Origin of the sequence: Pseudomonas sp. JAI120 (genome assembly GCF_014207255.1) — a bacterium.
GTDB lineage: Bacteria > Pseudomonadota > Gammaproteobacteria > Pseudomonadales > Pseudomonadaceae > Aquipseudomonas.
Map to the genome: position 1 here is coordinate 79,909 of NZ_JACHCZ010000009.1, position 25,921 is coordinate 105,829.

At 62.1% G+C, this 25,921-nt stretch carries 28 protein-coding genes; 13 read left to right on the top strand and 15 right to left on the bottom strand.

Annotation, left to right across the window (positions count from 1 at the left end):
- Window positions 1–208 precede the first annotated feature (208 nt).
- The 3 genes from HDC32_RS30400 to HDC32_RS30410 are packed head-to-tail and all read left to right on the top strand — an operon-like array spanning window position 209 to window position 2,514.
- Window positions 209–1,378, top strand: a complete 1,170-nt coding sequence (locus HDC32_RS30400; RefSeq protein WP_184746522.1) for a p-hydroxyphenylacetate 3-hydroxylase oxygenase component — start codon at window positions 209–211, stop codon at window positions 1,376–1,378.
- 56 nt (window positions 1,379–1,434) lie between these two features.
- The gene (locus tag HDC32_RS30405; RefSeq protein ID WP_145337158.1) at window positions 1,435–2,367 is read left to right on the top strand and encodes a p-hydroxyphenylacetate 3-hydroxylase reductase component; all 933 of its coding nucleotides are present in this window, start codon (window positions 1,435–1,437) and stop codon (window positions 2,365–2,367) included.
- A gap of 24 nt (window positions 2,368–2,391) precedes the next feature.
- Window positions 2,392–2,514 carry a methyl-accepting chemotaxis protein gene (locus tag HDC32_RS30410; protein WP_131698858.1) on the top strand — a complete coding sequence of 41 codons (123 nt, stop codon included), beginning with the start codon at window positions 2,392–2,394 and terminating at the stop codon, window positions 2,512–2,514.
- Window positions 2,515–2,520: 6 nt separating this feature from the next.
- Here HDC32_RS30410 and HDC32_RS30415 read toward each other — a convergent pair whose 3' ends face one another.
- Entirely contained in the window at window positions 2,521–3,849 is a 1,329-nt protein-coding gene (locus HDC32_RS30415) for a hypothetical protein (RefSeq protein WP_131698857.1), read from the bottom strand.
- Between the two features lie 291 nt (window positions 3,850–4,140).
- Between HDC32_RS30415 and HDC32_RS30420 the strand changes: the two genes are divergently transcribed.
- The 4 genes from HDC32_RS30420 to HDC32_RS30435 all read left to right on the top strand — a co-directional run bounded on the left by HDC32_RS30420 (window position 4,141) and on the right by HDC32_RS30435 (window position 7,947).
- On the top strand, window positions 4,141–5,640 hold the full coding sequence (locus tag HDC32_RS30420; protein WP_167654951.1) for an APC family permease: 1,500 nt from the start codon (window positions 4,141–4,143) through the stop codon (window positions 5,638–5,640).
- Window positions 5,585–6,205 carry a DUF3156 family protein gene (locus HDC32_RS30425; RefSeq protein WP_131698855.1) on the top strand — a complete coding sequence of 207 codons (621 nt, stop codon included), beginning with the start codon at window positions 5,585–5,587 and terminating at the stop codon, window positions 6,203–6,205. The genes HDC32_RS30420 and HDC32_RS30425 overlap by 56 nt, the downstream gene beginning before the upstream one ends.
- A gap of 116 nt (window positions 6,206–6,321) precedes the next feature.
- On the top strand, window positions 6,322–7,284 hold the full coding sequence (gene feaR, locus HDC32_RS30430) for a transcriptional regulator FeaR (RefSeq protein ID WP_131698854.1): 963 nt from the start codon (window positions 6,322–6,324) through the stop codon (window positions 7,282–7,284).
- 15 nt (window positions 7,285–7,299) lie between these two features.
- Window positions 7,300–7,947 (top strand): TetR/AcrR family transcriptional regulator, encoded by a 648-nt coding sequence (locus HDC32_RS30435; protein WP_131698853.1) that lies wholly within the window; start codon window positions 7,300–7,302, stop codon window positions 7,945–7,947.
- Window positions 7,948–7,953: 6 nt separating this feature from the next.
- On the opposite strand, the gene HDC32_RS30440 is transcribed toward HDC32_RS30435, so the two are convergent.
- The 6 genes from HDC32_RS30440 to HDC32_RS30465 all read right to left on the bottom strand — a co-directional run bounded on the left by HDC32_RS30440 (window position 7,954) and on the right by HDC32_RS30465 (window position 12,829).
- Entirely contained in the window at window positions 7,954–8,724 is a 771-nt protein-coding gene (locus tag HDC32_RS30440; RefSeq protein ID WP_145337162.1) for an SDR family oxidoreductase, read from the bottom strand.
- Window positions 8,717–9,517 carry an SDR family NAD(P)-dependent oxidoreductase gene (locus tag HDC32_RS30445; protein ID WP_184746524.1) on the bottom strand — a complete coding sequence of 267 codons (801 nt, stop codon included), beginning with the start codon at window positions 9,515–9,517 and terminating at the stop codon, window positions 8,717–8,719. Before HDC32_RS30445 ends, HDC32_RS30440 begins: the two co-directional genes overlap by 8 nt.
- Complete coding sequence (locus tag HDC32_RS30450) at window positions 9,510–10,331, bottom strand: molybdenum cofactor biosynthesis F family protein (RefSeq protein WP_131698850.1); 822 nt, start codon at window positions 10,329–10,331, stop codon at window positions 9,510–9,512. The genes HDC32_RS30445 and HDC32_RS30450 overlap by 8 nt, the downstream gene beginning before the upstream one ends.
- A gap of 85 nt (window positions 10,332–10,416) precedes the next feature.
- On the bottom strand, window positions 10,417–11,076 hold the full coding sequence (locus HDC32_RS30455; RefSeq protein WP_184746526.1) for a helix-turn-helix transcriptional regulator: 660 nt from the start codon (window positions 11,074–11,076) through the stop codon (window positions 10,417–10,419).
- Between the two features lie 57 nt (window positions 11,077–11,133).
- A complete protein-coding gene (locus tag HDC32_RS30460) occupies window positions 11,134–11,499 on the bottom strand; it encodes a cupin domain-containing protein (RefSeq protein WP_065923953.1) in 366 nt (121 codons plus the stop codon).
- A gap of 31 nt (window positions 11,500–11,530) precedes the next feature.
- Window positions 11,531–12,829, bottom strand: a complete 1,299-nt coding sequence (locus HDC32_RS30465; protein ID WP_184746528.1) for an FAD-binding oxidoreductase — start codon at window positions 12,827–12,829, stop codon at window positions 11,531–11,533.
- Between the two features lie 239 nt (window positions 12,830–13,068).
- On the opposite strand from HDC32_RS30465, the gene hpaR (HDC32_RS30470) reads away from it, so the two are divergent.
- Window positions 13,069–13,491 (top strand): homoprotocatechuate degradation operon regulator HpaR, encoded by a 423-nt coding sequence (hpaR, locus tag HDC32_RS30470; protein ID WP_053139663.1) that lies wholly within the window; start codon window positions 13,069–13,071, stop codon window positions 13,489–13,491.
- Window positions 13,492–13,570: 79 nt separating this feature from the next.
- On the opposite strand, the gene hpaI is transcribed toward hpaR (HDC32_RS30470), so the two are convergent.
- From hpaI to HDC32_RS30510, 8 genes are read right to left on the bottom strand one after another with little or no spacing between them, the layout of a single operon-like run.
- Window positions 13,571–14,374 carry a 4-hydroxy-2-oxoheptanedioate aldolase gene (gene hpaI / locus HDC32_RS30475; RefSeq protein WP_167654949.1) on the bottom strand — a complete coding sequence of 268 codons (804 nt, stop codon included), beginning with the start codon at window positions 14,372–14,374 and terminating at the stop codon, window positions 13,571–13,573.
- A gap of 13 nt (window positions 14,375–14,387) precedes the next feature.
- A complete protein-coding gene (gene hpaH / locus HDC32_RS30480; protein ID WP_184746530.1) occupies window positions 14,388–15,191 on the bottom strand; it encodes a 2-oxo-hept-4-ene-1,7-dioate hydratase in 804 nt (267 codons plus the stop codon).
- A gap of 12 nt (window positions 15,192–15,203) precedes the next feature.
- Window positions 15,204–16,508: an MFS transporter gene (locus HDC32_RS30485; RefSeq protein ID WP_184746532.1), complete on the bottom strand. Its 1,305-nt coding sequence runs from the start codon at window positions 16,506–16,508 to the stop codon at window positions 15,204–15,206.
- A gap of 51 nt (window positions 16,509–16,559) precedes the next feature.
- The gene (locus tag HDC32_RS30490; protein WP_131698845.1) at window positions 16,560–16,952 is read right to left on the bottom strand and encodes a 5-carboxymethyl-2-hydroxymuconate Delta-isomerase; all 393 of its coding nucleotides are present in this window, start codon (window positions 16,950–16,952) and stop codon (window positions 16,560–16,562) included.
- A 45-nt stretch (window positions 16,953–16,997) separates the two neighbouring features.
- Window positions 16,998–17,855, bottom strand: a complete 858-nt coding sequence (hpaD, locus tag HDC32_RS30495; protein WP_184746534.1) for a 3,4-dihydroxyphenylacetate 2,3-dioxygenase — start codon at window positions 17,853–17,855, stop codon at window positions 16,998–17,000.
- A gap of 50 nt (window positions 17,856–17,905) precedes the next feature.
- Window positions 17,906–19,366, bottom strand: coding sequence for a 5-carboxymethyl-2-hydroxymuconate semialdehyde dehydrogenase (gene hpaE / locus HDC32_RS30500; RefSeq protein WP_145337168.1), 1,461 nt, complete (start codon window positions 19,364–19,366; stop codon window positions 17,906–17,908).
- 5 nt (window positions 19,367–19,371) lie between these two features.
- Window positions 19,372–20,142: a fumarylacetoacetate hydrolase family protein gene (locus HDC32_RS30505; protein WP_092488325.1), complete on the bottom strand. Its 771-nt coding sequence runs from the start codon at window positions 20,140–20,142 to the stop codon at window positions 19,372–19,374.
- Window positions 20,139–20,807, bottom strand: coding sequence for a fumarylacetoacetate hydrolase family protein (locus HDC32_RS30510; protein ID WP_053139649.1), 669 nt, complete (start codon window positions 20,805–20,807; stop codon window positions 20,139–20,141). Before HDC32_RS30510 ends, HDC32_RS30505 begins: the two co-directional genes overlap by 4 nt.
- Before the next feature lie 179 nt (window positions 20,808–20,986).
- Between HDC32_RS30510 and hpaA the strand changes: the two genes are divergently transcribed.
- The 5 genes from hpaA to HDC32_RS30535 all read left to right on the top strand — a co-directional run bounded on the left by hpaA (window position 20,987) and on the right by HDC32_RS30535 (window position 25,906).
- Window positions 20,987–21,892: a 4-hydroxyphenylacetate catabolism regulatory protein HpaA gene (gene hpaA, locus HDC32_RS30515; RefSeq protein ID WP_131698843.1), complete on the top strand. Its 906-nt coding sequence runs from the start codon at window positions 20,987–20,989 to the stop codon at window positions 21,890–21,892.
- A 183-nt stretch (window positions 21,893–22,075) separates the two neighbouring features.
- Window positions 22,076–22,498, top strand: coding sequence for a homoprotocatechuate degradation operon regulator HpaR (gene hpaR / locus HDC32_RS30520; RefSeq protein ID WP_074845908.1), 423 nt, complete (start codon window positions 22,076–22,078; stop codon window positions 22,496–22,498).
- Window positions 22,499–22,666: 168 nt separating this feature from the next.
- Complete coding sequence (locus HDC32_RS30525) at window positions 22,667–23,659, top strand: helix-turn-helix domain-containing protein (RefSeq protein ID WP_184746536.1); 993 nt, start codon at window positions 22,667–22,669, stop codon at window positions 23,657–23,659.
- 68 nt (window positions 23,660–23,727) lie between these two features.
- Window positions 23,728–24,660, top strand: a complete 933-nt coding sequence (locus HDC32_RS30530; protein ID WP_131698841.1) for a transporter — start codon at window positions 23,728–23,730, stop codon at window positions 24,658–24,660.
- Between the two features lie 10 nt (window positions 24,661–24,670).
- Entirely contained in the window at window positions 24,671–25,906 is a 1,236-nt protein-coding gene (locus HDC32_RS30535; protein WP_131698840.1) for an MFS transporter, read from the top strand.
- Window positions 25,907–25,921 lie beyond the last annotated feature (15 nt).

The following is a 25,921-nucleotide window of genomic DNA, read 5'->3' on the forward strand; positions in this document are numbered from 1 at the left end:
AACGGGCTTGACTGTGGCTGCCCAGTGGCATGTCTGTGGCTGCCAGCGCCTGTGCGCGACGGACCAGCCTGAGCCTTTGAAAAGTACAATCTTGACTCTGGAAGGTGCATGTCCTGCCAGGAAGGCACGCTCCATACTGGCCCTGCATCCGGCGCCACGCCTTGATTTCTGGCGCTGCCCGGACATCCAATAATAAGCAGGGCCATCCATGAAAAAGCCAAACCCGCTCCTTGAAGACCTCAAGTCCATCCTGCCGACCATCGCCGCCAATGCCTTCGTGGCCGAGCAGGACCGCCAGGTGCCCGCCGAGAATATTGCGCTGCTCAAGAGCATCGGCATGCACCGTGTGTTTCAGCCGAAAGTGTTCGGCGGCATGGAGTTGTCGCTGCCGCAGTTTGCCGACTGCATCGCCTTGCTCGCCGGGGCCTGCGCCAGCACGGCCTGGGCCATGAGCCTGTTGTGTACCCACAGCCATCAATTGGCACTGTTCTCGGCCCAACTGCAGCAGGAGGTCTGGGGCGCTGACCCTGATGCCACTGCGAGCAGCAGCATCGCGCCGTTCGGGCGCACCGAGGAAGTCGAGGGCGGCGTGCTGTTCAGCGGAGAAATGGGCTGGAGCAGCGGCTGTGATCACGCCGATTGGGCGATCGTGGGTTTCCGCCGCAACAACCCCCAGGGCGCCCAGGATTACTGCTTCGCGGTGCTGCCGCGCAGTGACTACCAGATCCGCGATGACTGGTTTTCCGCCGGCATGAAAGGCAGCGGCACCAAGACCTTGATCATCGACAAGGCCTGGGTGCCGGAGCACCGCATCCAGAAAGCCAAGGACATGATGGAAGGCAAGTCCGCCGGCTTTGGGCTGTACCCCGACAGCAAGATTTTCTATTCACCGTACCGGCCTTACTTTGCCAGTGGCTTTTCCACCGTCAGCCTGGGCGTCGCCGAGCGGATGCTCGAGGTGTTCCGCGAAAAGACCAAGACCCGCGTGCGCGCCTATACCGGGGCGGCGGTCGGTGCCGCGACCCCGGCGTTGATGCGCCTGGCCGAGTCGACTCACCAGGTGGCCGCCGCGCGCGCCTTCCTCGAAAAAACCTGGAACGAACACGCCGAACACAGTGAGCAGCAGCGCTACCCAAGCCGCGAGACCCTGGCGTTCTGGCGCACCAACCAGGCCTACGCGACCAAGATGTGCATCCAGGCGGTGGACCGTCTGTTCGAGGCCGCCGGCGGCAACGCCTGGTTCGAGCACAACGAGATGCAGCGCTTGTTCCGCGACTCGCACATGACCGGCGCCCATGCCTACACCGACTACGACGTCTGTGCACAGATCCTCGGCCGCGAGTTGATGGGCCTGGAACCCGATCCGAGCATGATCTGAACGCGCTTTTGAAAACAACAATCAGGGCTGCGCCTGACGCAGCCCGGGAGTCTTGCATGTCTGAATCGACCTTCGACCCACGCGCCTTTCGCCGGGCCCTGGGCAACTTTGCCACAGGCGTGACCGTGGTCACCGCCGCCGACGCCTCCGGCCGCAAGGTGGGCGTTACCGCCAACAGCTTCAACTCGGTGTCCCTGGACCCACCGCTGGTGCTGTGGAGCATCGACAAACGCTCCAGCAGCCACGGGGTATTCGAGGAGGCCAGCCACTTCGCGGTCAACGTGCTGGCGGCGGACCAGATCGACCTCTCGAACAATTTTGCCCGGCCCAGGGACGACCGCTTCGCCGAGATCGCCTATGAACCGGGGGAGGGCGGGGCGCCGGTGTTCGCCGATTGTTCGGCACGTTTTCACTGTGAAAAATACCAGCAGGTGGACGGCGGTGATCACTGGATCATGATCGGCAAGGTGGTGGCCTTCGACGATTTCGGTCGCTCGCCGCTGCTGTACCATCAGGGCGCCTACTCCATGGTCCTGCCCCATACGCGGATGACCAAGCGTGACGAAAGCCAACCGCCGAGCAGCCACTTCCAGGGGCGCCTGAGCCATAACCTGTATTACCTGATGACCCAGGCGGTACGCGCCTACCAGTCCAGCTACCAGCCCCGGCAACTGTCTACCGGCCTGCGCACCAACGAGGCACGGATGCTGATGGTGCTGGAGAACGACGCCCGCCTGAGCGCCAGCGACCTGCTGCGGGAGGTGGCGATGCCGGTGCGGGAAATCGACGACGCGGTGGCCAACCTCAAGCGCAAGGGGCTGGTCGACGACGATGAACACGGCGTACGCCTGACCGCTGCGGGTATCGAACAGACCGAAGACCTCTGGGCCATTGCACGGGAACAGCAGGACAAGGTGTTCGCCGAGTTCAGCCAGGACCAGATCGAAACCTTCAAGACGGTGTTGAAGCGACTGATCAGCCACTGCTGATTGCCTGAATCAAGGATGAACACCATGCCGGTGGTGGCCGATGAGGTGCGCAAGCTGGCGGAAAACATCCGTCAGGCAACCCATCAGATCCAGACGATGCTGCATCAGCACGAACGCTGGGAGGGAGCTGCGTTACGCAGCTCCTGAGGCCGGTCAGAAGGGCACGGCCACGGTCAGCTGGCTGTAGAGGTTGGTGCCGTTGCCACCCACCTGGTTGCCGCCGGTGTCGGCAGCCTTCTTGGGTTGGTAGATGCCCACCAGCGGGCTGATGATCAGGTGGCTGTTGACCGCCCATTCGGCGTACAGGTCAAGCTCCCGGGCGTCGAGGTTCAGCGCGTCGTGTTTGCGCAGGGTATTGAAGTCGAAGTACAGCGCGCCGACCGTCAGGTTCTCCAGGGGTGTCGCCTTGAGACCGACGTGATGGATGCCGGTATTGCTGTTGAACGGGCCGGCATAGTTGGAGGCGACTTCACCTTGGAACCAGGTGCCGTAGCCGGTGCTGAGCCCGGTGAACAGCGGGTCCCATTTTTGCGAGTAGCGCGTGTAGCGGTAGGTCACTTTCGGCGACCAACCGATATCGGCAAAGGTGTAGCCGGCCTCGGCGTACCAGGCTTTTTCCGGCCCCGCGTCTTTGTCTTGCCAGGCGTATTCGAAGGCGAAGCTGGCATTGTCGATACCGGCGCTGCCTTCGCCGCGCACGCTGTAAGTGTCCAGGCCCTCACGCTGTTTCTGGAAGTCGCTGGCCCACTGGTCGGTGACGTTCATGCCGTGGACCCAGGTCAAGCCCAGCGTGCCGGCGGCGGCCGTGTAGTCGAGGGTGCCCGCCGCCAGTTCGGTTTCAGCCTGGGCGCGGTTGTCCGACTTGAGCCACAGCACCGAACCGTGCAGGCCCTCTTGCCCGCCCAGGCGCAGCACCGCAGTGCGGTCGAACGCGTGGCGTGCCGCCAGGTAATAGGCGCCGCCACGGTTCAGCGCACCGTCAGCCGGGCCTTTGCCCAGGTTGGGGCCGTCGTCGTTGATCAGGAAACCCCGGCCGATCTTGACCACCTGGCGCCCGACGGAAAAATCCACACCGTCCTTGCCCAGCGCCGGGAACAGGTCGGCCGAGCGCCATCCCAGGTAGGCGTCTTCGATTTTGGTGGTGCGTTCGCTGCCATCGGTGTTGCCCGCCGCGTCGCCATCGCCCCAGGTGCCGGAGCTGACCCAATTGAGCGCGCCATACGCGGTGCCGTGCCCGGCCAGGCCCTGGTCGCCGCTCACCCCGTACTTCATGAAACCCTCGCGCCAGGTCGAGCCGCCCGCTGTGCCGTCGTAGTTGTGACGGCTGTTGAACAGGCCGTAGACCGCCAGGAAGTCCGCATTCAAATGGGTGTCCTCGTCGGCGTACAGCTCATAGGCCTGGGCCGATGAATGGCCGATCAACAGCGCGATACCCAGGCCGACGGCCAAGGACAGCGTGCGTGGTTTCAGTGTGTGCTCCATTTTTATATTCCCCAGCATGGTTAGGTCGAGGGCGCATTAAGATGACCGCAGGCGTGGGAAGTCTTTCACCTGCGTGCCATGGAATTGATCCTGCCCGCCAAGTCGTATGCCTTGGCAGGCAGCAACAAAAGCCACGGCAGACATGGGCAAGACGATCAGCGCTCGGGAGGCGCACAGTGATTTTGCGCACGATGCCGTTTCGATCAGGGACTGGCTGGGGAGGGCTTTATCGCCAGCTCCTTGTACGGCTCGATGCATCCACTCAGAAATCCGCTTTCGAGGATCCGTACCATGTCGATCAATGACCGGCTCACACAGCATTTGAAACGCGGCAGCGTCGGGTTTCCGACCGCGCTGGCCAGCACCATTGGCCTGATCATGGCCAGCCCGGTGATTCTCACCGCAACCATGGGCTTCGGTATCGGCGGCAGCGCCTTCGCGGTGGCCATGCTGATTGCGGTGGTGATGATGCTGGCCCAGGCGACCACCTTCGCCGAGGCCGCCTCGATCCTGCCGACCACCGGCTCGGTCTACGACTACATCAATTGCGGCATGGGTCGTTTCTTTGCGATCACCGGCACGTTGTCGGCGTACCTGATCGTGCATGTGTTCGCCGGCACCGCCGAGACGATTCTGTCCGGGGTCATGGCCCTGGTGAACTTCGAACACCTCAATACCCTGGCGGAGTCTGCCGGCGGTTCCTGGTTGCTGGGGGTGGGGTTTGTCGTGGTGTTCGGCATTCTCAATGCCTTTGGCGTCAGCGCCTTCGGCAGGGCCGAGATCATCCTGACCTTCGGCATGTGGACCACGCTGATGGTGTTCGGCGTGCTCGGCCTGATCGCGGCACCGGCGGTGCAACTGGAGGGCTGGTTCGGCGTGTCGCTGGTGGGTACCGACCTGATCACCATTCTGTCGCTGGTGGGCATGGCCATGTTCATGTTCGTCGGTTGCGAGTTCGTCACCCCGTTGGCCCCGGACCTGCGCAATTCGGCCAAGGTCATGCCCAAGGCCATGATTTTCGGTTTATTGAGCGTGGCGACCTGCATGTTCATCTACGGCGCTGCGATGAAGCGCCAGGTGGAAAACGTGGTGCTGGATGCCGCCACCGGCGTGCACCTGCTCGACACGCCCATGGCGATCCCAAGGTTTGCCGAGCAGGTCATGGGGCATGTCGGCCCGCTGTGGCTGGGGATCGGTTTCCTGTTCGCCGGTGCCGCCACCATCAATACGCTGATGGCGGGCGTGCCGAGGATTCTCTACGGCATGGCGGTGGACGGCGCGTTGCCCAAGGTCTTCACTTATTTGCACCCGCGCTTCAAGACGCCGCTGCTGTGCATCCTGGTGGCGATGCTGATTCCGTGCCTGTATGCCCTGTGGTTGGGTGGCAACACCGACAACATCATGCACCTGGTGCTGGCGGCGGTGTGTGCATGGAGTTTCTCTTACCTGCTGGTGACGCTGTCGGTGGTGATCCTGCGCATTCGTCGTCCGGATCTGCCACGGGCCTATCGCTCGCCGTTCTTCCCGTTGCCACAGATTCTTTCCAGCGTCGGCATCTTGCTGGGCATGTGGTTCATTACCCCGCCGGGTATGAACCCTGCGGACATTTATGTGCCGTTCGGGGTGATGCTCGGGATCACGGCTTCATACGCGCTGTTCTGGACACTGGTGGTACAGAAGGTCAATCCATTCAAGCCGGCTTCGGTAGAAGAAGTGCTGGCCAAGGAGTTTTCCCATGAGCCTGGCAACCCTCACAACCGTTATATCGAGCAGGCTGCAAAAGCTGTCTGAGCTGTTCAGCGCCCAACGGGCCCCGTCCGGTTACCGGCCTGGGGTCACGCTTGAGTACGTGCGGCGCAACCTCGGGCTGGCGAGTTTCACCTCGACGGGGCCAGCCCAGGCAAGGTTTTGCCTGGACGACATCGGCCTTCAGGTCGACGTTGCCGAGCGCACCGAAGCGCAATTGCTGATGCACCTGGTCATGACCGAATTCATGTTCACGGTGCCCGCCTCAGAGCAGGGCAATGCGTGCTTTGAACTGCACCACAGCGGGTCGATCCGGCGCACGGGACTGGCCTGTCGGCAACGGGCTGGAGCGCCGGTTTTGCTGGCCAGGCTCCAGGCAGCCTTGAACGACGATCCCAGCCTGCATCAAGCGTTGATGGGGCTTGACTTCAAGCGCCTGCACCTCGATTTGAATGGGCAGCAATGGCACGTACGGCTTGAACACATGGGCGGCAGCGAGGTGGTCAACCGTATGCCGGCGTTCCGGCGCTACATCCCCTTGAGCGGCGCGCAGCGGGCCGGGCTGCTCACGGTACTGGCGGGTTTGCAGCGGGTATTGGGCGCGATCTGAGTTGAGGAATTGGCATCATTAGTGCTTCTACAGTCGGTATCACGGACTTGTTGCGCCTATATAGATAACATGTTAACTATTAGCCAACAAAAACAAGAAACCATTGTGGAGATGCCATGAGCACCTATCAGTCTGCGCACTATGGGTTGGAAACCTGGACTCGGGATCTGCGAGCGGCCTGCGGCCATTTCGACACGGAACTGGCCTTCAACCGTTCACTGTTCATCGGTGAGGTTTCCAAGCACTCCCGGGGCGGCCTGTCACTGGCCAACCTGCGCACCAATGCCGGCCTGATCAAACGCGAGCGGCCCAATGCCGATCACGATATGGACCAGCATTGCTTCCTCGTCAGCCAGCGCAGCGGCTATTGCCAGATCACCCAGAACGGCCAGGTCATTCAATTGGCCCCCGGCGATATGTTGCTGATGGACTCCACGGGTTCGATCGAGATCAGCCCGTTTGGCCTTATCGAACATGCCTCGCTGTCACTCTCGCGCAATGAAGTGTGCAAGCAACTGGGCAGCGCCTCGAAAACCTTCGGCAAGATCTCTTCGAGCAAGGCCTGCGGGCGCATGCTCCACGTGTTGATGGACCAGCTGTGCCGCGAGGGCCTGGAGGGTCAGGATTCGATTGAAGAGGCCGAGGCCCTGCAAGCGGCGTTTGTCTCCCTGCTCGGTTCAGCCTTTGAACTGCATGACGCCCCAGGCGACAGCACCGTGTCCTTGCAGGGCAGCAACCTGCGCAGTTATGTGCAGAAAGTCATCGACGAGTCCCTGACCCAACCCGGCCTGAGCCCGGTGGGCCTGGCCAGCCGCTTGAACATCTCGGTGCGGCATTTGTACCGCTTGTTTGAAGAGCAGGACGACAGCGTCTGCCGCTACATCCAGCGTGCGCGGCTCAAGCGCAGCGCGGACGATCTGACCAACCCCTTCCTCAAGAGCGAGTCGATTACGTCGATTGCCTACAAGTGGGGCTTCACCGATTCCGCACACTTCAGCCGCTCGTTCAAGAAGCAATTCGAGCTGTCGCCCAAGGATTTTCGTTCCACTCATCTGCAGCTAGCGGTCGGTGCGGCGTAAGGTATCCATCGATCAATGAAACCGCTCACGCTGTCGGCCCATAACATTTGCGCAGTCGCGGTCGAACACTTTGCCGCCCACGGTTACGACGCTTCATCGCTGAACGAAATCGCGGTCGGGGCGGGCATGCGCAAGGCGTCTCTGTATGCGCATTTTGTCAGCAAGAACGCGCTGTTTCAGACGGTATTCGAGATTGCCCTGGCCCATGAACACCAGTACATCGCACAGTGCTTCAAGGAAGAAGCCGCCCACACCGGCGTGCCGGGGCAATTGCACCTTGAGCGGTTGAGCGGGCGCTATGAAGGGTCGGCGCACCTGCGCTTCCTGTTGCGCACGGCGTACTTTCCGCCGGCGGAAATTCGCAGCGTCATTACGGCAGGATTTGAGGGGTACCTGGCCAGCATTCGCGAGGATTTTCAGCGTGCCGCGCAAGGGCGGTACAGGATGGTACGACCCGAGGCGCTTGAGGTGTTTTGTGACGCTTACCTGGGTATCGTCGACAGCTTGCATGTGGAGCTGATCTATTCGACGCCCCAGGGTTACGTCAAACGGCTTGCGGCGTTGTCGCGGGTGTTCAGTGATTCACTGTCGCTGCTTGAAGGGGCCGAGCGCTATTCAACGGATACACCGACCCTCCCACATTTGATCCGATTTACAACCTGATGGAGGTCATTTCACCTCAGGCAGCGTCGACCCGCCGTCCACCACGATGGTCTGCCCGGTGATGTAGGTCGCCAGGTCGGAGGCCAGGAACAGCATCGCCCCGGCAATATCCTGAGCGGCACCCAGCCGTCCCAGCGGCACGCGGCTGGCGATGTCGGCATTGACCTGGCTGTCGCCCAGGTTGTCCATGGCCGGCGTGGCAATCATCCCTGGCTCGACGCCGTTGACGCGCACCTGGTAAGTCGCCAGCTCCAGCGCAGCATTGCGGATAAAACCGTTGACCCCGGCCTTGGACGCCGCGTAGTGACTGAGCCCGGCATAGGCGACCCGTGGCCCGGTGACCGATGAGGTGACCAGCACGCAGCCACCGCCCTGGCGTTGAAACATCGGCAAGGCGGCCTGGGTCAGCCAGAACAGGGCCGAGAGGTTCACCGCCAGCGTGCGTTCAAGAACGGCCGGGGTGATCTGCGCGAACGCTGTCAACGGAAAGTAGCCGGCGTTGTGCACCAGGATATCCAGGCGGCCCCAGTCCTGTTCTATGGCCTTGATGCCCTCGAACACCGCAGTCGCGTCGGCCAGGTCGAGCGCGATGGCCTCGACCTGGCAGCCTCGCGCACGCAGGCCTTCGGCCAATGCCTGGGCTTTTGCCTGGCGCAGGTCTGCGATCATTACGCGGGCGCCACGCCAGGCGAATGCCTCGACGATGGCCTGGCCGATGCCCTGGGCGCCGCCGGTGACCAGCACGGTCTTGCCGCTGAAATCCAAGTCTTCAGGCATGTGCACGCTCCATATGGACGTAAGCCAGTGTGGGCACATCGACGATGCTCGAACCGCCATCGGCGACCACGTTGGCGCCGGTGATGATCGCGGCATCCGGGCTGGCCAGGAAGCGGCACACCTTGGCGATTTCCTCGGCGCTGGCGGGACGCCGCAACGGCACGTCGGCGCACACGCGGGCATAGGCCTGCTGCAGGGTGTCACCATGGAAGCTCATCAGCGGCTGCATTTCCTCGTCGGCCATCGGCGTGGTAACCCACCCCGGGCACACCGAGTTCACCCGCACGCCGCGTGGGCCGTAATCCCGCGCCAGCGAACGGTTGAGCCCGAGCAACGCATGCTTGGCGGTGGTGTAGCCGCACACGTCGGGGCCTGCGGCCAGCGAGGCGATGGAGCCGAGCAGCACGATATTGCCAGCGCTTTCGATCAGTAGCGGCAGGCAGGCGCGGGCGCTGTAGAACGCGCTGTCCAGGTTGCTGCGCAAGGCCGCCTCCCAGGTGTGTGGGCTGGTCTGGGTGGCGCTGCCCACGCCATGCCCGCCGGCGCAGGCCAGCAGCACATCGAGGCGACCGTAGCGCTCACCAATCTGCGCGACTAAACCCTCCCAGGTGGTCGGGCAGGCTGCATCGCCGACCAGCACCAGGCCGCCGGTGTCCTGCGCAACCTGCTCCAGCGGCTCGCGGCGACGGCCGATGAGCACCAGGTTGGCCCCTTCGGCGGCGTACAAGCGCGCGCAGGCGGCACCGATGCCCGTGCCGGCACCGGTGATGACAACGGTGCGTGGATCAGGCATCGGGATACTCCGTGCGGTTGAGCACTTGGCAGTAGGAGCTGACCGGAAAGTTCGACAGCTCATCGAACGACGCACCGGCATAGCCGAAGATCTTGCCATCGCTGCGGTGCTGTTGCAGGTCGATCAGCACCAAGCCGAGGGTCGGTATGATCTTTTCACGCCAGACGAACAGGTACAGCTGATCGGCGATCTTGTAGTAGTGGCAGCGATCGGTATCGCACAGGCCTTGCTCCACGCCCTTGAGGCATTGCCAGGCATAGAACTGATCGTTCAGGTAGATGTGCTCATAGACTTCGCTGGGGCTGTAGCGATACAGGTTGCGCAGGCCGGTCAGTTCCTGGGTGGGCGCGTGCGGGCATTGGCCGGGCTGCCAGGCTTGATCCAGGCTGCCGTGCAGGAAGTCCACGTCAACCGAAGTCAGGGCCTTGCCGGCCAGGGCGCGGCTGTAGAGGCCTTGCTCGGTTTGTTCGCGGTCCGGCATGCGCCCGATCACGGCGGTGAACGACGACGTGGTGGTGTCCAGCACCAGGCTGATCGACCAGGCCTGGCCGGCTTCATGCTTGATGAAGTCGACCAGGTACAGGCCCGGGCGTACCGAGGTGGCGCGGTAGGCTGCCGAACCGCTGGAGTGACCGTCGGCGGCGTGCCAGTGCAACTGCTCGGTGTCGAATCGATGCTCGATCTGCCAGCCGTTGGCGAAGTGCAGGGTGAAGGCCTTGCCGTTGAGGTCGGCAAGGTTGGGCAGGATAAATGCGTCGGGGGCAAAACCGTCGGCGAGGGCGCCTACGGTGATCCAGTCGGATGAAGTGGTCATTGCATGGCTCCGGTTGAGGGAATGGACACCCCGGATCATGCGGTTGGCAACCTGGCTCGCCTATCAACCAAAGGGTTGAGGCGGCTTAAAGAAACAGCGCGGCGACCAGTTCGGTACGGCTGCTCACACCGGTTTTGCGAAACAGGTGGATCAAGTGCGTCTTGATGGTCGGCAGGCCGACGTCCAGCTCCAGGGCCAGTTGCTTGTTGCTCGCGCCCTGACGTAATAACCAGGCAATCTGCCGCTCTTTGGGCGTGAGACCGGCCAGCGCATCGTCGCAGGGCTGCATATTGGCTACGGCCATTTGCAGCAACGCCTGCAAGGCATTGAGCTGAGCCAACTGGTCGATGGTGAACACCCCTTGCTCCGCCGTGCGCAGCAAGGAGATGGCCGCCTGGGGCTGGTTGGCGCGATGGGCGACGATCTCCACCACATCGACCACACCGTAGCGCTGCAGGAAGTCTTGATAGCGGCGACTGTCACGCAGCGGCTGGCGGGCCATGGCAAAACCCAGCGGCACCACCGCCAGCCCGCTGGACAGGCAATTGCGCGGTTGCAACGGGTCGAATTGGCGGTAGTTGTCCAGGTAGTCGCGGTGCATCTCACCGCTCATGCCTTGCAGCCTGAAATCGCGGGCTTGCAGCTGGCGGTCGACACAATAGAACGCTGCCTGGCTGGCGGGCACCAGTTGAGTGAAAGCCTGCAGGCAATGGCCGGCGACTTCCTGAGCGGGGATGGCATGCATGGTCAGTCACCTGCGCCGGAACAAACGCTGCCGGCCGAAGCCGGCAGAGGGGAGCGATCAGACTACCGCGAAATAGTGCTTCACAAAACTCTCGCTCACCACCTCCCACAGCACCGGCGTGCCCTTGGTCACGAACCAGCTGTCGCCCGCCTTGTAACGGGTGCTCTGGCCAGTACTCTCGTCGGTCAGCACCACTTCACCGGTGACCACCGTAGCTTGTTCGGCGAACGGGTAGACCATCCGGAACTTGCCTTGGGTAGTGCCGAAATAGGCGCTGCTGACGGCGTCGGTCGGTGCGCCGAAGGTCATTTTGCCAAAGGCTTTGACTTCACCTTCGAGGATCTCGGAACCGAGATCGGCAACGGTGCCCCAGGCATCGAGGTCCGATAATTGGATGTCTTTCTTCAGGGTGGTAACGGGCATGGCAGTTCTCCTGTGAATGAAACAGCGGGGCTCAACGGCGACCGTTGAAGTAGCCCGAAAGTTGATGAAGGCTTTTGCCGGCCGTGAGCAGCAGCGGGCGGATATGGTCCTTGCCCAGGATCTGCGCATGCTTGACCGCGCTGATCAGGTCGTAGCGCGACGAGCCTTCGCTCATGCCCTCGGCCAGGACCTTGCAGATGATGTGGCTGGGCGTGACCCCGAAGCCGGCGTAGCCCTGCACATAAAAGGCATTCGGGCGTCCGCTGAGCGTGCCGATCTGCGGGAACAGGTTGGCCCCGGTCGCCATCGGCCCGCCCCACGCCAGGTCGATCTTCACGTCCTTGAGGTAGGGGAAAATCTTCAGCATCAGGTTGCGGTTCCAGGCTTTGAGGTCCAGCGGGATGTGCTCGACGAAAGGCGTGGCGGCACCGAACAGCAAGCGGTTTTCGTTGGTGACCCGGTAGTAGTCGATCACCGGGCGAATATCGCTGTAGGCGCCGCGTATCGGGCTGATGCGGTTGATCATCTCGTCCGACAACGGCTCGGTCATCAACTGGAAGGCATAGGTATTGACGGTGGTCTTGTGCAGTTCCGGTTCCAGCTTGTTGAGAAAACTGTCGCAGGCCCACAGCAACTTGGAGGCTTTGACCGAGCCTCGGCCGGTGCGCACGGTGATGCGTTCGCCATAACTGACTTCCAGCGCCGGGCTGTGCTCAAAGATGCGCACACCGTGGCCGGCCAGGGCCTTGGCTTCGCCCAGCAGCAGGTTCAGCGAGTGCACGTGCCCGCCGCCCATGTGCAGCAGCGCGCTGGTATAGGCGTCTGAACCAATGATCTGCTTGACCTCGGACCCCGCCATAAAGCGGATTTCGTCCTGGGTGTTGATCGACTTGAAGTCCTTCTCCCAGGCGCGCAGGGTTTTTTCCTGGCGGGCGTTGAAGCCCATGTAGCCGTAGCCGTGGCAGAAGTCGGCGTCGATCGCGTACTTGGCGATGCGATCCTTGATGATGCCGGCGCCCAGCTCGCTGATTTCAAAGATCTGGCGCAGGCCTTCGTCGCCGACTTGTTGCTTGATCTTCTCCAGGTCATGGCCGATCCCTGCCATGATCTGCCCGCCATTGCGGCCCGTACCGCCGAAGCCCAGGTAGCGCGCTTCGAGCACCACAATATTGGTGATGCCTTTTTCGGCGAGTTCCAGTGCGGTGTTGATGCCGGAGAAACCGCCGCCAATCACCACCACATCGGCTTCCACGTCCTGTTCGAGGGAGGGGAAGCTGAGGTTGTATTTCCTGGTTGCCGAGTAGTAGGTCGGCGTTTCGATATTGATCATGGCGCAGCCTGGAAAAGTGAAGGGAAACTCATTGCAGAGCCGACAAGAAGCTCTGTACCTGTTGGGGTGTATTAAGTGCCTTCCGAGCGGTAGGTGTCTTGATTCTGTGTGCCGCCGCTCTTGACCGTGGCTGCCAATAATCAACCCTGAATCCGGTCGCGCGGTAAAGCCGCACACGGGGAACAATTGCCAATGCTAGAATGTTGTTAATCTGTTAACTAATTGCGACGCCACCCCCCATGTCCAAACCGCGCCAATCCCTGACCCTCACTTTGCTCCATGCGCGTGAAGCCGCCATGGGGTTTTTTCGTCCTTCGCTCAATCAACACGGGTTGACCGAGCAGCAATGGCGGGTCATTCGGATCTTGAACCAGCACGATGAGCTTGAGATCAACCGGTTGGCCGAGCTGGCGTGCATCCTCAAGCCGAGCATGACCGGGGTGCTGGTGCGTATGGAAGCGGCGGGCATGGTGGAGCGGCGCAAGGCGCAACAGGATCAACGCCGCGTGCTGGTGCGGCTGGCCGAGAAGGGCCAAGCCTGTTTCGACTCGATGAGCCAGAGCATGGAAGCCAATTACCAGCGCTTGCAGGCGGGGTTTGGCGAGGAGAAGTTGCAGACGTTGCTGACCTTGCTCAACGAGCTGAAAACCCTCAAGCGCTGAGCCGAGGCCGGCATGTCGGTCAGATAAGCCTGTGGCGAGCGGGCCTCCCTCGCCACAGGTCACTTTTCGTTCGCACTCCCTAATAGATAGCGCCGGCCGCGCTGGCAGGCGCCGGTGAATCCTTGAAGGCCGCCGCCAGGCTTTGCAGCCCGCGCATCAGCACGGTGGTGTCCACGCCCACCGCCACGAACGCCGCGCCCAGGTCGATGTAGCGTCGGGCCAGTGCCTGGTCGGCGCTGAGAATGCCGGCGGCTTTGCCGGCGCTGCGGATGCGCGCGATGGCGTCTTCGATTGCCGCCTGCACCTCAGGGTGGCCGGGGTTGCCGCGATGGCCCATCGAGGCGCTCAGGTCTGCCGGCCCGATAAACACACCGTCGACGCCTTCCACCGCCGCAATCGCATCCAGGTTGGCCAGGCCTTCGCGGTTTTCGATCTGCACCAGCAGGCACATCTGCTCATCGGCTTTGTCGAGGTAGCCGGCAATGCTGTTCCAGCGTGAAGCCCTGGCCAGAGCACTGCCGACACCACGTACGCCGTGGGGTGGATAGTGGATGGCTCTCACCAGTTCCCGCGCCTGTTCTGCGCTTTCCACCATGGGCACCAGCAACGTCTGCACGCCAATGTCGAGTACTTGCTTGATCAACGCGGTGTCGCCGATCACCGGGCGAATCACCGGATGGCTAGGGTAGGGCGCCACGGCCTGGAGCTGGCCGAGCATGCCGCGCAGGTCGTTGGGCGCATGTTCGCCGTCGATCAGCAGCCAATCGAAACCGGCATTGGCGGCCAGTTCCGCGCAATAGGCATCGGCCAGACCCAGCCATAGGCCGATCTGGGCTTCACCGCTGCGCAGGCGACGTTTGAAGGTGTTGATAGGCATGTCCATGGGCACTCTCCCGTTAAACGAATCGGCAGGCAATCGACCCGAGCATGTCGTAGTCGACATGGAAGGTATCGCCAGGGTTGGCCGCCACCGGGCGGGTGAAGGAGCCACCCAGGATGATTTGCCCGGGTTGCAGGGTGACGTCATAGGCGGCCAGTTTATTCGCGAGCCAGGCCACGCCCTTGGCCGGGTGATTGAGCACGGCGGCGGAGACGCCGGACTCTTCGATCACGCCATTGCGGTAGAGCACCGCCGGCACCTTGCGCAAGTCGATCTCGGAGGGGCGCACGGCCCGCCCGCCCATGACCACGCCGGCGTTGGCGGCGTTGTCGGAGATGGTGTCGAACACCTTGCGGGTCGCCTTGGTGTGCGGGTCGACCTGCTGGATGCGCGCATCGATGATCTCCAGCGCCGGGATTACCCATTCGGTGGCGTCGAGCACATCGAACACCGTCACGTTCGGCCCCTTGAGCGGTTTGCCCAGGATAAATGCCAGCTCCACCTCGACGCGCGGCACGATAAAGCGCTCGAAGGGGATGTCGGTGCCTTCATCGAAGAACATATCATCGAGCAACGCGCCGTAATCCGGCTCGGTGATGTTGGACGAGACCTGCATGGCCCGGGAGGTTAGGCCGATCTTGTGGCCGACCAGCTTGCGCCCGTCCTTGATTTTTTGCGCGACCCAGGCGCGCTGGATGGCATAGGCGTCGTCGAGGGTGATCGCCGGGTGATCGAGGGAAAACTGGCGCACCTGCTCGCGTGAACGTTCGGCCTGGTCGAGGCGCGCGGCGGCTTGCAAAATGAGTGATTGATCAAGCATGGCAAGAGTCTCTTATTGAGGGTTGACGATGGCCGCTCGGGTGCGCAGCACCAGCAAGCCACCGAGAGCAATGAGCAGCGCCAGGACGTACAGGGCCAGGCTGGCGCTCTGGGTGGTGTCGCGCATCCAGCCGATCAGGTAGGGCGCGAAGAATGACGCGATGCTGCCGAACGAACTGATCAGGGCGATCCCGGCGGCTTGGGTGCTGTTGGACAGGAACGCCGGGGGCAGTTGCCAGAACATCGGCAACGCCGCGCTGGCGCCCATGCCGGCGAGAATCAAGCCGCCCAGCACCACGGCCGGGTTGGCGGGGGCGAGCCCGGCGATGGCAATACCGGCGGCCGACATCAGCAAGGGCACGCACAGGTGCCAGCGGCGTTCACGCTGGCGGTCGGACGAGCGCCCACAGCCAATCATGAAGAAACACCCGGCCAGGTACGGCACCGCACTGAGCAGGCCGACCTTGCCGTCGCTGCCGATGCCGGCGCCATGGATCAGCGTCGGCATCCAGAACGCCAGGGTGTTGACCGCCAGCATCACCGCGAAGTACACCGCCACCAGCAGCCACACCTGCGGGTTGCTGAGAATCGCCGAAAACGAGGTGATCGATTTGCGGTGTTCTTCCCGGTGCAGTTGCTCGCGCAGTTGTTGCTTCTGTTCCGGCGCCAGCCACTTGACCGTCTCGAAGCTGTCCGGCAAGCACTTGAGCACCACCAGCCCGAGAAGAATCACGGGGGCGCCTTCGATGACGAACATCCATTGCCAGCCGCGCAGGCCGCCCAGGTCGTGAAAGTGTTCAAGGATGCCGCCGGAAAGCGGACCACCGATTACCCCGGCCATCGGCACTGCGATGGCAAACAGGGCGGTAACCTGAGCGCGACGGCCGGCCGGGTACCAGCGGTTTAGAAACACCAGGATGCCCGGGAAGAAACCGGCCTCGGCCACCCCCAGCAAAAAGCGCAGCACATAGAAACCCATGGCGCTGTCGATCAGGAACATGCAGGTCGACAGCACGCCCCACACCACCATCAGCGTGGCAATCCAACGCCTGGGGCCCACTCGGTCCAGGGCCATGTTGCTGGGCACGCCGAACAGCGCGTAGGCCACGAAGAACAGGCCGGCGCCGAAGCCATAGACGGTGTCGCTGAAGTTCAAGTCCGCGCTCATCTGCATCTTGGCGAAGCCGATGTTGATGCGATCGAGATGGGCGAAGAGGTAGCAGATCAGCAACAACGGCATCAGCCGCCAGGTGATGGTGCTGTGAGTACGGTCGCGTGCGACCTGGCCGAGGTTGTCGGCGGTATGGGCTGTGCTCATGGTTTTATACTTTTTATCTGAGAGGCCGAGGGTGTGAACGGGCAGGGTGTCTTAACCGACCTGCGCCTTGAGGAACGCATGCACGTTGTTCTGCTTGAAGTTGAGTTGCTCGTGCAGTTCGATCATTTCAAACGACAAGGCCAGCAGGCGCTGGGCCTGAAGATCGGCGAAGTGCTGGGTGATGACCTCGAACAGGCGCTCGGCGACGTGCTGCCGTGTCGCCAGGTCGCGGCCATGGCCGACCTTCAACGTCATGTGCACGAAGGCGTAGTCATGCTTGCCGTCGGCCATGCGCCAGGTGTCCAGGCGCACGCCACGGCTGCGGATGCCGCCCAGGGGAAACACGCCGCTGTCGCCCAGGCTGGCGTGGACTTTTTCGAACAGGCCCGGCAGGTCTGCCTGCTGTTCGATGTTGTCGGTGTATTCAGCGATGAAGTGGGGCATGAACGGCTCCTTCAGGCCGCGCGGGGATGCCGCGCGGCCATGCGGTCAAACAGGGAAAATGGCGTTGATCTGCCCGGTGCCCGAGCTACCGAAAGGCGCGGTGATGATCTCGGCCGGCTTGTCGTAGTCCGGCCCGCCGAGCAAACCCAGGAGCATGGCGGTGTCGTGCATCTTGCCTTCGCCAAAGCAATGCTCGGCGTAGTCCGGGAGCATGGCGCAGAACTCTTTCCAGCGGCCCTGGCGCCACAGTTCCACCACATGCAGGTCGACCTGTTTGTCGAACTCGCGCGTCCAGTTATGGATATTGGCTTCGGCATTGCGGTCGTCGGAGAAACGGTGCGACAGCGACCCCGAGGCCAGCACCACGACTTTGCGGTCGCTCTTCTCGATGGCCCGGCGCACGGCGGCGCCGAAGGTGAAGCTGTCTTGCAGGCGATGCCAGGCACACCAGGCGGCAATCGAAACGACGTTGAATGTCTGCTCGTCCGGTACGCCCATGTGCATGTAGCGCATCGGTACCAGGGTGCCGTATTCCAGTTCCAGGCTCGGGATGTTGTGGGCCAGGGTGCGCACGTCGGCGGCGTTGGCCTCGGCGGCGATCAGCTCGCCCAGCTCCGGGCAGCCGGGGTATTCGTACGCCATGTTCTTGATGAAGTGCGGCAGTTCGTTACTGGTGTAGATGCCTTTGAAGTGCTTGCCGCTGTTGACGTGATAGGCGCTGTTGACCAGCCAGTGCACGTCGAACACCACGGCGGTATCGGCGCCCAGCTCGCGGGCGCGCCGACCGATTTCCTTGTGCCCGGCAATCGCCGCTTCGCGGCAGCCGTGGTGCTTGCCAGGCAGCTCCGACAAATACATCGAGGGAACGTGACAGATTTTCGCCGCCAGGACGACTTCGCCCATGATGATTCTCCTGAAATTGTTGTTGTTTTCTTAGGGGCTTCGGGTGTTGCTCAGAGGCCCCAGCGTGGAATGTGATGGCTGCCCATCGAGATACACACGTTCTTGATCTCAGCGAACACCTCAAAGCTGTACTGGCCGCCTTCACGGCCGGTGCCGGAGCCCTTCACACCGCCGAACGGCTGGCGCAGGTCGCGCACGTTCTGGCTATTGATGAATACCATGCCCGCTTCGATGCCATAGGCCAGACGATGCGCTTTGCCGATGTCCTGGGTCCAGATGTAAGACGCCAGGCCGTACTCGGTGGCGTTGGCCAGCTGCAGCGCTTCGGCTTCGTCCTTGAACGGAATCAGGCACACCACCGGGCCGAAGATTTCTTCCTGGGCGATACGCATATTGTTGTTCACGTCAGCGAACACCGTGGGCTGGATGAACTGGCCTTTGCTCAGGTGCGCCGCCAGGTTGGCCGGGCGCTCCAGGCCACCGGCGAGGAGGGTGGCGCCTTCTTCGAGGCCGATCTTGATGTAGCCGGTGACCTTGTCGTAATGGGCCTGGGTGATCATCGAGCCGACCTGGGTTTTCGGGTCTTGCGGGTCACCGACGATCAGGCGTTTGGCGCGCGCGGCGAACTCGGCGACGAACTGCGGGTACACACTTTCCTGGATAAAGATCCGGCTGCCGGCGGTGCAGCGTTCGCCGTTGAGCGAGAAGATGGTGAACAGCGCGGCGTCGAGGGCACGTTCCAGATCGGCATCTTCGAAGATCAGCACCGGCGACTTGCCGCCCAGTTCCATGGAGTACTTTTTCAGCCCGGCGGTCTGCATGATCTTCTTGCCGGTGGCGGTGCCGCCGGTGAATGAAATCGCGCGTACATCGGGGTGGCGCACCAGGGCGTCACCGGCGGTCGCGCCGTAACCCTGGATGACGTTGAGCACGCCTTTTGGAATGCCGGCCTCCACCGCCAGGCGCCCCAGTTCATTGGCGGTCAGCGGCGACAGCTCGGACATTTTCAGCACGGCGGTATTGCCCAGGGCCAGGCATGGCGCGGTCTTCCAGGTGGCCGTCATGAACGGCACGTTCCATGGCGAGACCAGCGCGCAGACACCCACCGGCTGGTACAGGGTGTAGTTGAGCATCTGGTTATCGACCGGGTAGCTGTGGCCGTCCATGCGCGTGCAGACTTCGGCGAAAAAGTCGAAGTTGTGCGAGGCGCGGGGAATCAATACGTTTTTGGTCTGGTGGATCGGCAGGCCGGTGTCGAGGGTTTCCAGTTCGGCCAGGTGCGGCACGTTCTGTTCGATCAGTTCACCTAGCTTGCGCATCAAGCGCGCACGTTCCTTGGCCGGGGTGCCGGCCCATTTCGGGAAGGCTTCCTTGGCTGCGGCCACGGCTTGCGCGACTTCCTCGGCACCGCCGCTGGCCACTTCGCCGATGGCTTCGCCGGTGGCCGGGTTGTAGTTGACGAACACGTCTTTGCTTTCGACCTCACGGCCGTTGATCCAATGTTTGATCATGCTGCTTAAGCCTCTTTACGGGCGCTGAAGAACGCCGCTTCGCTGACAATTCGGTTCACCAGGCGGCCTACGCCTTCGACTTCCACAATCACTTCATCGCCAGGCACGACGTCCGCCAGGCCTTCGGGCGTGCCGGTGGCGATCATGTCGCCGGGTTGCAAGGTCATGAAGCTGGACAGGTATTCGATCAGGTAGGGAATGTCGAAAATCATGTCCTGGGTGCTGCCTTCCTGGCGCAGCTCGCCGTTGATCCAGGTGCGCAGTTTCAGGTTGCCTGGGTCCGGCACATCGGCTACATCGACGATCCACGGGCCGACAGGCGTGGTGGCGTCGCGGTTTTTCACGCGCAGGTTGGGCCGGTAGTAATTTTCCAGGTAGTCGCGAATGGCGTAGTCGTTGCACACCGTGTAGCCCGCCAGGTAATCCAGGGCGTCTTCGCGCTTGACGTTGCGCGCCGGCTTGCCGATGACGGCCACCAGTTCGCACTCGTAGTGCATGTAGGCGACGTTATCCGGGCGCCAGGTCACCTGGTTGTGGCCGGTGTACGTGCCCACGGACTTGATGAAGGCCAGCGGTTCGGTCGGCGGCTTGAAAGCCAGTTCAGCGGCGTGGTCGGCATAGTTCAGGCCCAGGGCGAACATGCTGCCGGTCGCCGGTGGCAGCCATTGCACCTGGTCTTCGGCCAGCAGGCGGCCGTCAGCCAGGCGTACGGCGTTTTCAGCTTCGACCTGTACCGAATGGACTTCACCTTCAAAGCGAATACGGGCGTGTTTCATGAGAGCTCCTCCGCCTTGATGTGATTGACCAGGCGGCCCAGGCCACTGATCTCGACCTCCACGGTGTCGCCAGGCTGCACATCCACCCGGCCTTCGGGAGTGCCGGTTATCAGCACATCGCCCGCGTGCAGGGTCATGAATTCGCTGATCTCGGCGATCAGCAATGGAATGTTGCGCACGAAGTTGGCCGTGGTGTTTTGCTGGCGAATCTCGCCGTTGACGTACAGGGTGATCGCGAGATTGTGCGGGTTCGAGACCTGCGCCGTGGGTATCAGCTCGGGCCCGATGGCGCAGAAACCATCGCGGCATTTGGCTTTGACGGCGGGGCGGTAGTAGCTGTCTTCCGGCAGGCTGAACTCATTGACGAGGGTGTAGCCGGCCACGTAATCGAGGGCTTCGGCCGGGCTGACGCGGCTGGCGCTCTTGCCCATGACCACCCCCAATGCCGGCCCAGGCTGCAAGCGTTCGCCCTGGCCTGGATGCACCACCTCGGCGCCGTGCTGGTTGCGGGTGTTGGGCGTCTTGATGAACAGCACCGGTTTGACCGGCGGTTTCTGATACGGCGGCTGTTCGAACTCGGCGAGGCGCTGCTTGAGCAGCCCCTGGTAGTTCAGTGCGACACCAAAAAGGGTGCCAGTCGCGACGTCATGCAAGGCGCGGCTCATGCTTTCTCCTGGCAGAGCCGTGGGGGCCCTGTATTTAGTTAATGTGTTAACAGTTATAATTAAGATGTTAACTATCGTCAAGGGTGGCAGACTGTTTGTGCGGTGGTTGTGCCGCCCAAATCGGTGCAGGATGAGCGCTGCTGCACTGCAGCAATCACAATAAAAACGAGTAGCGTGCGATGAGCGACCGTCAACCCATCCCGAACATCAACATTGGCCAGGTGTACGACCAGCGCTACAGCGACGCTGAAGTCCACTACGACAAACTGGCGAACCTGGCGGATTTCTTCGGGCGCAACATGCCCGTTCACCGGCATGACCGGTTTTTCCAGGTTCACTACGTAAAAAGCGGCACCGTGCGCGTGTACCTGGACGACCAGCAATACGTCGAATCCGGGCCGATGTTCTTCCTCACGCCACCCACGGTCCCGCACTCGTTTGTGACCGAGGCCGACAGTGACGGGCACGTGCTGACGGTGCGTCAGCAGCTGGTGTGGCAACTGATCGAAGCCGACGCCAGCCTGGCACCGGCCGGTGCGCAATTGCCGGCCGCGTGTGTCGCCCTGGCGCAGTTGGAGCCGCAATACGCGGGGGATATCCGCCGCTTGGATTATCTGTTCGAGGAACTGAGCGAAGAAGTGAAAGCCCAGCGTTCCGGGCGCAGCGCGGCCCTGGACAGCCTGACGCGGTTGATCATGATCAGCCTGTTGCGGCTGTGCTCCCACTCGTTGAAAGCCACGCCCGCCAGGCACGAAGACTTGAAAATCTTCCACCGCTTCAATGAGCTGATCGAAGTGCACTATCAGCAACACTGGCCGTTGTCGCGGTATGCCCAGGGCATTGGGGTGACAGAAGCACGGCTCAACGATGTATGCCGACGTATTGCCGACTTGCCGTCCAAGCGCCTGATCCTGGAGCGCCTGATGCAGGAAGCCAAGCGCCTGCTGCTGTTTACCGGGAGCTCGGCCAACGAGATCTGCTATCAGTTGGGGTTCAAGGATCCGGCCTATTTCAGTCGTTTTTTCCAGCGTTACGCACAGCTCACGCCGGGGGAGTACCGCCAGCGCCAATCGGGTTTGCGTTGAGCCAGGCATAGGGGCTTCGCGCCTTGGTCTTGTTGATCTTGTAGGGATCATCATGCGCATCGGCGCGCCGCGACAGAATGGCTTTTACGCGGAACCGATTGTACTTTTCACAGCGCCAACGCCGCTTGCAGCCGCTGGCCGGCGACACTAAGCTGCCGACTCGCCCATTCAAGTGGTGCCGTCATGGCCAACCCCAGACCTTCGCTGACACTGACCCTGCTGCAAGCCCGTGAAGCCGCAATGGCTTTCTTCCGCCCGGCCCTGAACAAGCATGAACTGACTGAGCAACAGTGGCGGGTCATTCGCATCCTGCGCCAGCAGGGCGAACTCGAAAGCCATCAGCTCGCCCAGCAGGCCTGCATCCTCAAGCCGAGCATGACCGGTGTGCTGACCCGCCTGGAGCGCGACGGCCTGGTGCGTCGGCAGAAGTCCAGCCAGGACCAACGCCGGGTATTTGTGGGCCTCACCGAGCGCGGCCAGCAATGCTTCGTCTCCATGAGTGAGGGCATGGAAAGCAACTACCAGAAAATCGAAGAGCAGTTTGGCGCCGAGAAAATGGAGCAGTTGCTGGGCTTGCTCAATGAGTTGAAAAACATCAAGCCTTGAACAGGCAAAAATTTCATTAATAGGTGAACGTCTTTGTCCGTGGATGGCATCGCGGTCGCGAATCCTTACTATCCATTTTCGGCACACCTGCACGAGCTGCTCTGGGTTCGGAATGGAACTTGCGTGCGATATGACCTGTAAGCCTTGCAACTGAAAAAGGTTGGGTCAATGAACAATAATAATGTGCTGACGCCTGTGGCCTCGGTGGTGCTTGCACCGACGCTGCCCCTCCAGCGTTTTCTGACCAGCGACATCGATGAACACGCGCGCAATATGGACGGCTGGCAGGTTCGCTACGATCAGTTATCCCCCGGCCCCTTTACCGGTGAGTTGGTGGCGTTCCGTTCGGACTGGATGCAACTGGTGCGCGACCGCTCTAACCAGGCCATGATCAAACGGGGCGCGGCCTGGGAAGGCGCAATCACCTTCAGCATTCCCTTGAGTGCCGACGGCCCGGTGTATTGCTCGGGGCACCCGATCCACGAGCCCAGCCTGTTGGTGGCCCACGGTGAAAATCTTCCCGAACTGCACACCCCACAGCACTTGGATCTGCTGGGCGTGGCCATCGAAGAGCACGCACTCGAACATGTGCTAGAGCGTCAAGGCAGTCAGTTTCGAATTACCGATCTTCCCAAGTGTTACCGCTTGGGCCATTCATCCGTGCAACGTGACCTCGCGGCGTTGTTCGATGAATTGGCAGGCTGCGATCAGGGCCGTGATGCCGTGCTGGGGCACGATTCGATCCGGCGCGACATACGCGATGCGGTGATGCTGCATGTGCTGGAGTTGATCGCGCCGGACCAGGCGCCACCCCTCAACCCCACGGCGCGCAAAAGGATGGTCGACCGCGCCCGCGAGTACGCGTTGAGTCACCTCGACGAACCGCTGTCGATCCTCGATCTGTGCAATCACATCGGCGCCAGCCGGCGCAAACTCCAATACTGTTTTCAGGAAACCCTGGGCATCAACCCGGTGGCTTATCTGCGTGCACTGCGCCTCAATGCAGTGCGCCGCGAACTGCGAACGAGCACCCAGGCCCATGGCGTACAGGAAGTGGCTGCGCGTTGGGGTTTCTGGCATTTGAGCCGGTTCTCCGGCGATTACCGCACCCTGTTTGGCGAAAGCCCTTCACAGACCCTGCGCCGCACGCAACTCTGCTGAAAACGGATAACCGGCTCACGTCGCGCGTTACTAGGATGGCCCACACCACTTGATGGGAGGGGCATTCGATGATTCATAACAATAACGCAAGCGCCGCACGCATGACGCTGTTCACCCTGGGTCTGCTGGGTTGCTGCGCCAGTGTCCAGGCCACCGAGAACGGTGCGCCGACGACGGCCGTCGGTGTCTATGACTTTGGCGCAGGGATGATGCCGCCGGCCACGCCTTTCGGAACTGTAGGGCTGCGCACGGCATTCTATTCGGCCAACGTGCAGAAGGATCGCCAAGGGCGCGCTGTCGACAACCACTTCTCACTGGATGTGTTGTCCATCGGCGTTGCCTATATGCGCATGACCGATTACACCGTATTGGGCGCCACCTATGGTTTCGGCGCCGTGGTGCCGTTTTTCAAGATGGACGCTTCCGTCAAGGTGCAGACGCCGGTGGGGCCGCTGAGCCTGGAGGCCGATCCGTTTCGAATGGCCGACGTGCAACTGTTGCCGGTGATCCTGCAGTGGAACCTGTCGCCGAATCTGTTTATCAACACGCAGTTGCAGATCCAGACGCCCACCGGTGACTACGACAAGAATCGTTTGATTTCTCCAGGGCTCAATCACTGGACGTTCTCGCCGATCGTCAACGCCACCTACATCACCGACAGTGGCTTCGAGGTTTCTTCCAGCTTTGAAGTCGACGTCAATACCCGTAACCCCGCGACCGATTACAAGAACGGTGTCGAGTACCGTCACGAGTTTGCCGTGGGCCAGCACGTGGGGCCGTGGACTCTTGGCCTGGGTGGCTATTACTACCGCCAGTTCAGCGATGACGACGCGCCCGGGCTGCAATCGGGCAACCGCGCGCGGGTGCTGGCTGTCGGTCCTGCAGTGAGTTATTTCAAGCCCGGCCTGCCGCCCGTGTGGCTGCATGCCTATAAGGAAACCGATGCCCGCAACCGTGCCGAGGGTTACACCGTGGCGCTGCGCATTTCTCAAAGTTTCTAAGGGGCTGGCCATGAACTCATCACATTCCGATTCCCCATCACCACGGCAAGCCACCGGGCGCCGTGAAGGGCTGGTGCTGATGCTGGGCAGCAGCCTGACCATCATGGGCGCGGCCATGGTGGCGCCGATCCTGCCCAAGCTGGGCGCCGAGTTCGGTGCGCTGGAACCGCGTGCCGACTTGTTGGTGCCGTTGGCGGTCACCGGGCCGGCACTGGCGATTGCGCTGTGCGCGCCGCTGGCCGGCTGGTTGGCCGACCGGGTCGGGCGCAAGGCGTTGCTGGTGATCGCCACCCTGTTGTATGCCGTGCTCGGGGCTATCCCGGCGCTGCTGGATAACTTGCCCGCCATCGTCGGCGTGCGCCTATTGTTCGGTGCGGCGGAGGCTGCGGTGATGACCTGTTGCGCCACGCTGATTGCCGACTATTGGCACGGCGAGGAGCGGTTGCGCTATATCAACCGGCAGGTGGTCACCATCGGTTTGGTCGGCTCGCTGTTCTATGTTGTGGGCGGCGCGTTGGGCGAACACTCCTGGCGCCTGCCATTCCTGCTGTACCTGCTGCCACTGTTGTTGGTGCCGATGATGATCAAGGTGCTGTGGGAGCCCGCCGCAGCCGCTCGCCAGCCCGCCGAGGTGGCTGAACAGGGCAGGGTGGCCGTGCTGCCCCTGGTGCTCGGTTATCTGCTGATCCTCAGTGGGATGGTGCTGAGTTTTATCGTGCCGATCCAGGCGCCGGTTTTACTCGTCAGCCTCGGCATTACTTCAAGCACGATGATCGGGCTGTCGGCGGGGGGCAGTCTGCTGGCAACCCTAGGTGGTTCGTTAGCCTGGCCGCTGCTGCGCCGACGCATCGGTATCCCCGGCTGCAATGCGCTGTTGCTGAGCCTGTTGGGCCTGGGATTGTGGCTGCTGATGCGCGCACCGAGCTACAGCATGGTGTTTGTGGCAGTGCTGATCCATGGCCTGGGCGCCGGGCTGCTGGTGCCCAACGCGATGGCGCCGGTGATGAATGCCCTGAGCGCGAAAACCCGTGGGCGCGGCTTGGGTGGGTTCACGGCGTTTCTGTATTTCGGTCAATTTGTCAGCCCGCTGGTGGTGGCCTTGCTCAGCGTTTACTCGGGTGACGTACGTCGTTCAATCCTGTGGCTGGCCTGTGCCAGTTTTGCCTCGGCCCTGGCCTGGGCACTGGCAGGCCTGCAAGCACGGCGCAAAGCGCTGACCCAGGCATTCGGATCAAGTCATTCATAATCAATAGGAGACGAA

Coding starts and splice junctions, on each gene's coding strand:
- feaR (WP_131698854.1), top strand. CDS start 6,322: ATGAGCACCTATCAGTCTGCGCACTATGGGTTGGAAACCTGGACTCGG.
- HDC32_RS30455 (WP_184746526.1), bottom strand. CDS start 11,076: ATGCATGCCATCCCCGCTCAGGAAGTCGCCGGCCATTGCCTGCAGGCT.
- HDC32_RS30460 (WP_065923953.1), bottom strand. CDS start 11,499: ATGCCCGTTACCACCCTGAAGAAAGACATCCAATTATCGGACCTCGAT.
- HDC32_RS30490 (WP_131698845.1), bottom strand. CDS start 16,952: ATGCCCCACTTCATCGCTGAATACACCGACAACATCGAACAGCAGGCA.
- HDC32_RS30435 (WP_131698853.1), top strand. CDS start 7,300: ATGAAACCGCTCACGCTGTCGGCCCATAACATTTGCGCAGTCGCGGTC.
- HDC32_RS30415 (WP_131698857.1), bottom strand. CDS start 3,849: ATGGAGCACACACTGAAACCACGCACGCTGTCCTTGGCCGTCGGCCTG.
- hpaH (WP_184746530.1), bottom strand. CDS start 15,191: ATGCTTGATCAATCACTCATTTTGCAAGCCGCCGCGCGCCTCGACCAG.
- HDC32_RS30445 (WP_184746524.1), bottom strand. CDS start 9,517: ATGCCTGATCCACGCACCGTTGTCATCACCGGTGCCGGCACGGGCATC.
- hpaI (WP_167654949.1), bottom strand. CDS start 14,374: ATGGACATGCCTATCAACACCTTCAAACGTCGCCTGCGCAGCGGTGAA.
- hpaR (WP_074845908.1), top strand. CDS start 22,076: ATGGCCAACCCCAGACCTTCGCTGACACTGACCCTGCTGCAAGCCCGT.
- HDC32_RS30465 (WP_184746528.1), bottom strand. CDS start 12,829: ATGATCAATATCGAAACGCCGACCTACTACTCGGCAACCAGGAAATAC.
- HDC32_RS30425 (WP_131698855.1), top strand. CDS start 5,585: ATGAGCCTGGCAACCCTCACAACCGTTATATCGAGCAGGCTGCAAAAG.
- HDC32_RS30440 (WP_145337162.1), bottom strand. CDS start 8,724: ATGCCTGAAGACTTGGATTTCAGCGGCAAGACCGTGCTGGTCACCGGC.
- hpaA (WP_131698843.1), top strand. CDS start 20,987: ATGAGCGACCGTCAACCCATCCCGAACATCAACATTGGCCAGGTGTAC.
- HDC32_RS30400 (WP_184746522.1), top strand. CDS start 209: ATGAAAAAGCCAAACCCGCTCCTTGAAGACCTCAAGTCCATCCTGCCG.
- HDC32_RS30505 (WP_092488325.1), bottom strand. CDS start 20,142: ATGAAACACGCCCGTATTCGCTTTGAAGGTGAAGTCCATTCGGTACAG.
- HDC32_RS30405 (WP_145337158.1), top strand. CDS start 1,435: ATGTCTGAATCGACCTTCGACCCACGCGCCTTTCGCCGGGCCCTGGGC.
- HDC32_RS30450 (WP_131698850.1), bottom strand. CDS start 10,331: ATGACCACTTCATCCGACTGGATCACCGTAGGCGCCCTCGCCGACGGT.
- HDC32_RS30535 (WP_131698840.1), top strand. CDS start 24,671: ATGAACTCATCACATTCCGATTCCCCATCACCACGGCAAGCCACCGGG.
- HDC32_RS30510 (WP_053139649.1), bottom strand. CDS start 20,807: ATGAGCCGCGCCTTGCATGACGTCGCGACTGGCACCCTTTTTGGTGTC.
- HDC32_RS30525 (WP_184746536.1), top strand. CDS start 22,667: ATGAACAATAATAATGTGCTGACGCCTGTGGCCTCGGTGGTGCTTGCA.
- HDC32_RS30410 (WP_131698858.1), top strand. CDS start 2,392: ATGCCGGTGGTGGCCGATGAGGTGCGCAAGCTGGCGGAAAACATCCGT.
- hpaE (WP_145337168.1), bottom strand. CDS start 19,366: ATGATCAAACATTGGATCAACGGCCGTGAGGTCGAAAGCAAAGACGTG.
- HDC32_RS30530 (WP_131698841.1), top strand. CDS start 23,728: ATGATTCATAACAATAACGCAAGCGCCGCACGCATGACGCTGTTCACC.
- HDC32_RS30485 (WP_184746532.1), bottom strand. CDS start 16,508: ATGAGCACAGCCCATACCGCCGACAACCTCGGCCAGGTCGCACGCGAC.
- hpaR (WP_053139663.1), top strand. CDS start 13,069: ATGTCCAAACCGCGCCAATCCCTGACCCTCACTTTGCTCCATGCGCGT.
- HDC32_RS30420 (WP_167654951.1), top strand. CDS start 4,141: ATGTCGATCAATGACCGGCTCACACAGCATTTGAAACGCGGCAGCGTC.
- hpaD (WP_184746534.1), bottom strand. CDS start 17,855: ATGGGCGAAGTCGTCCTGGCGGCGAAAATCTGTCACGTTCCCTCGATG.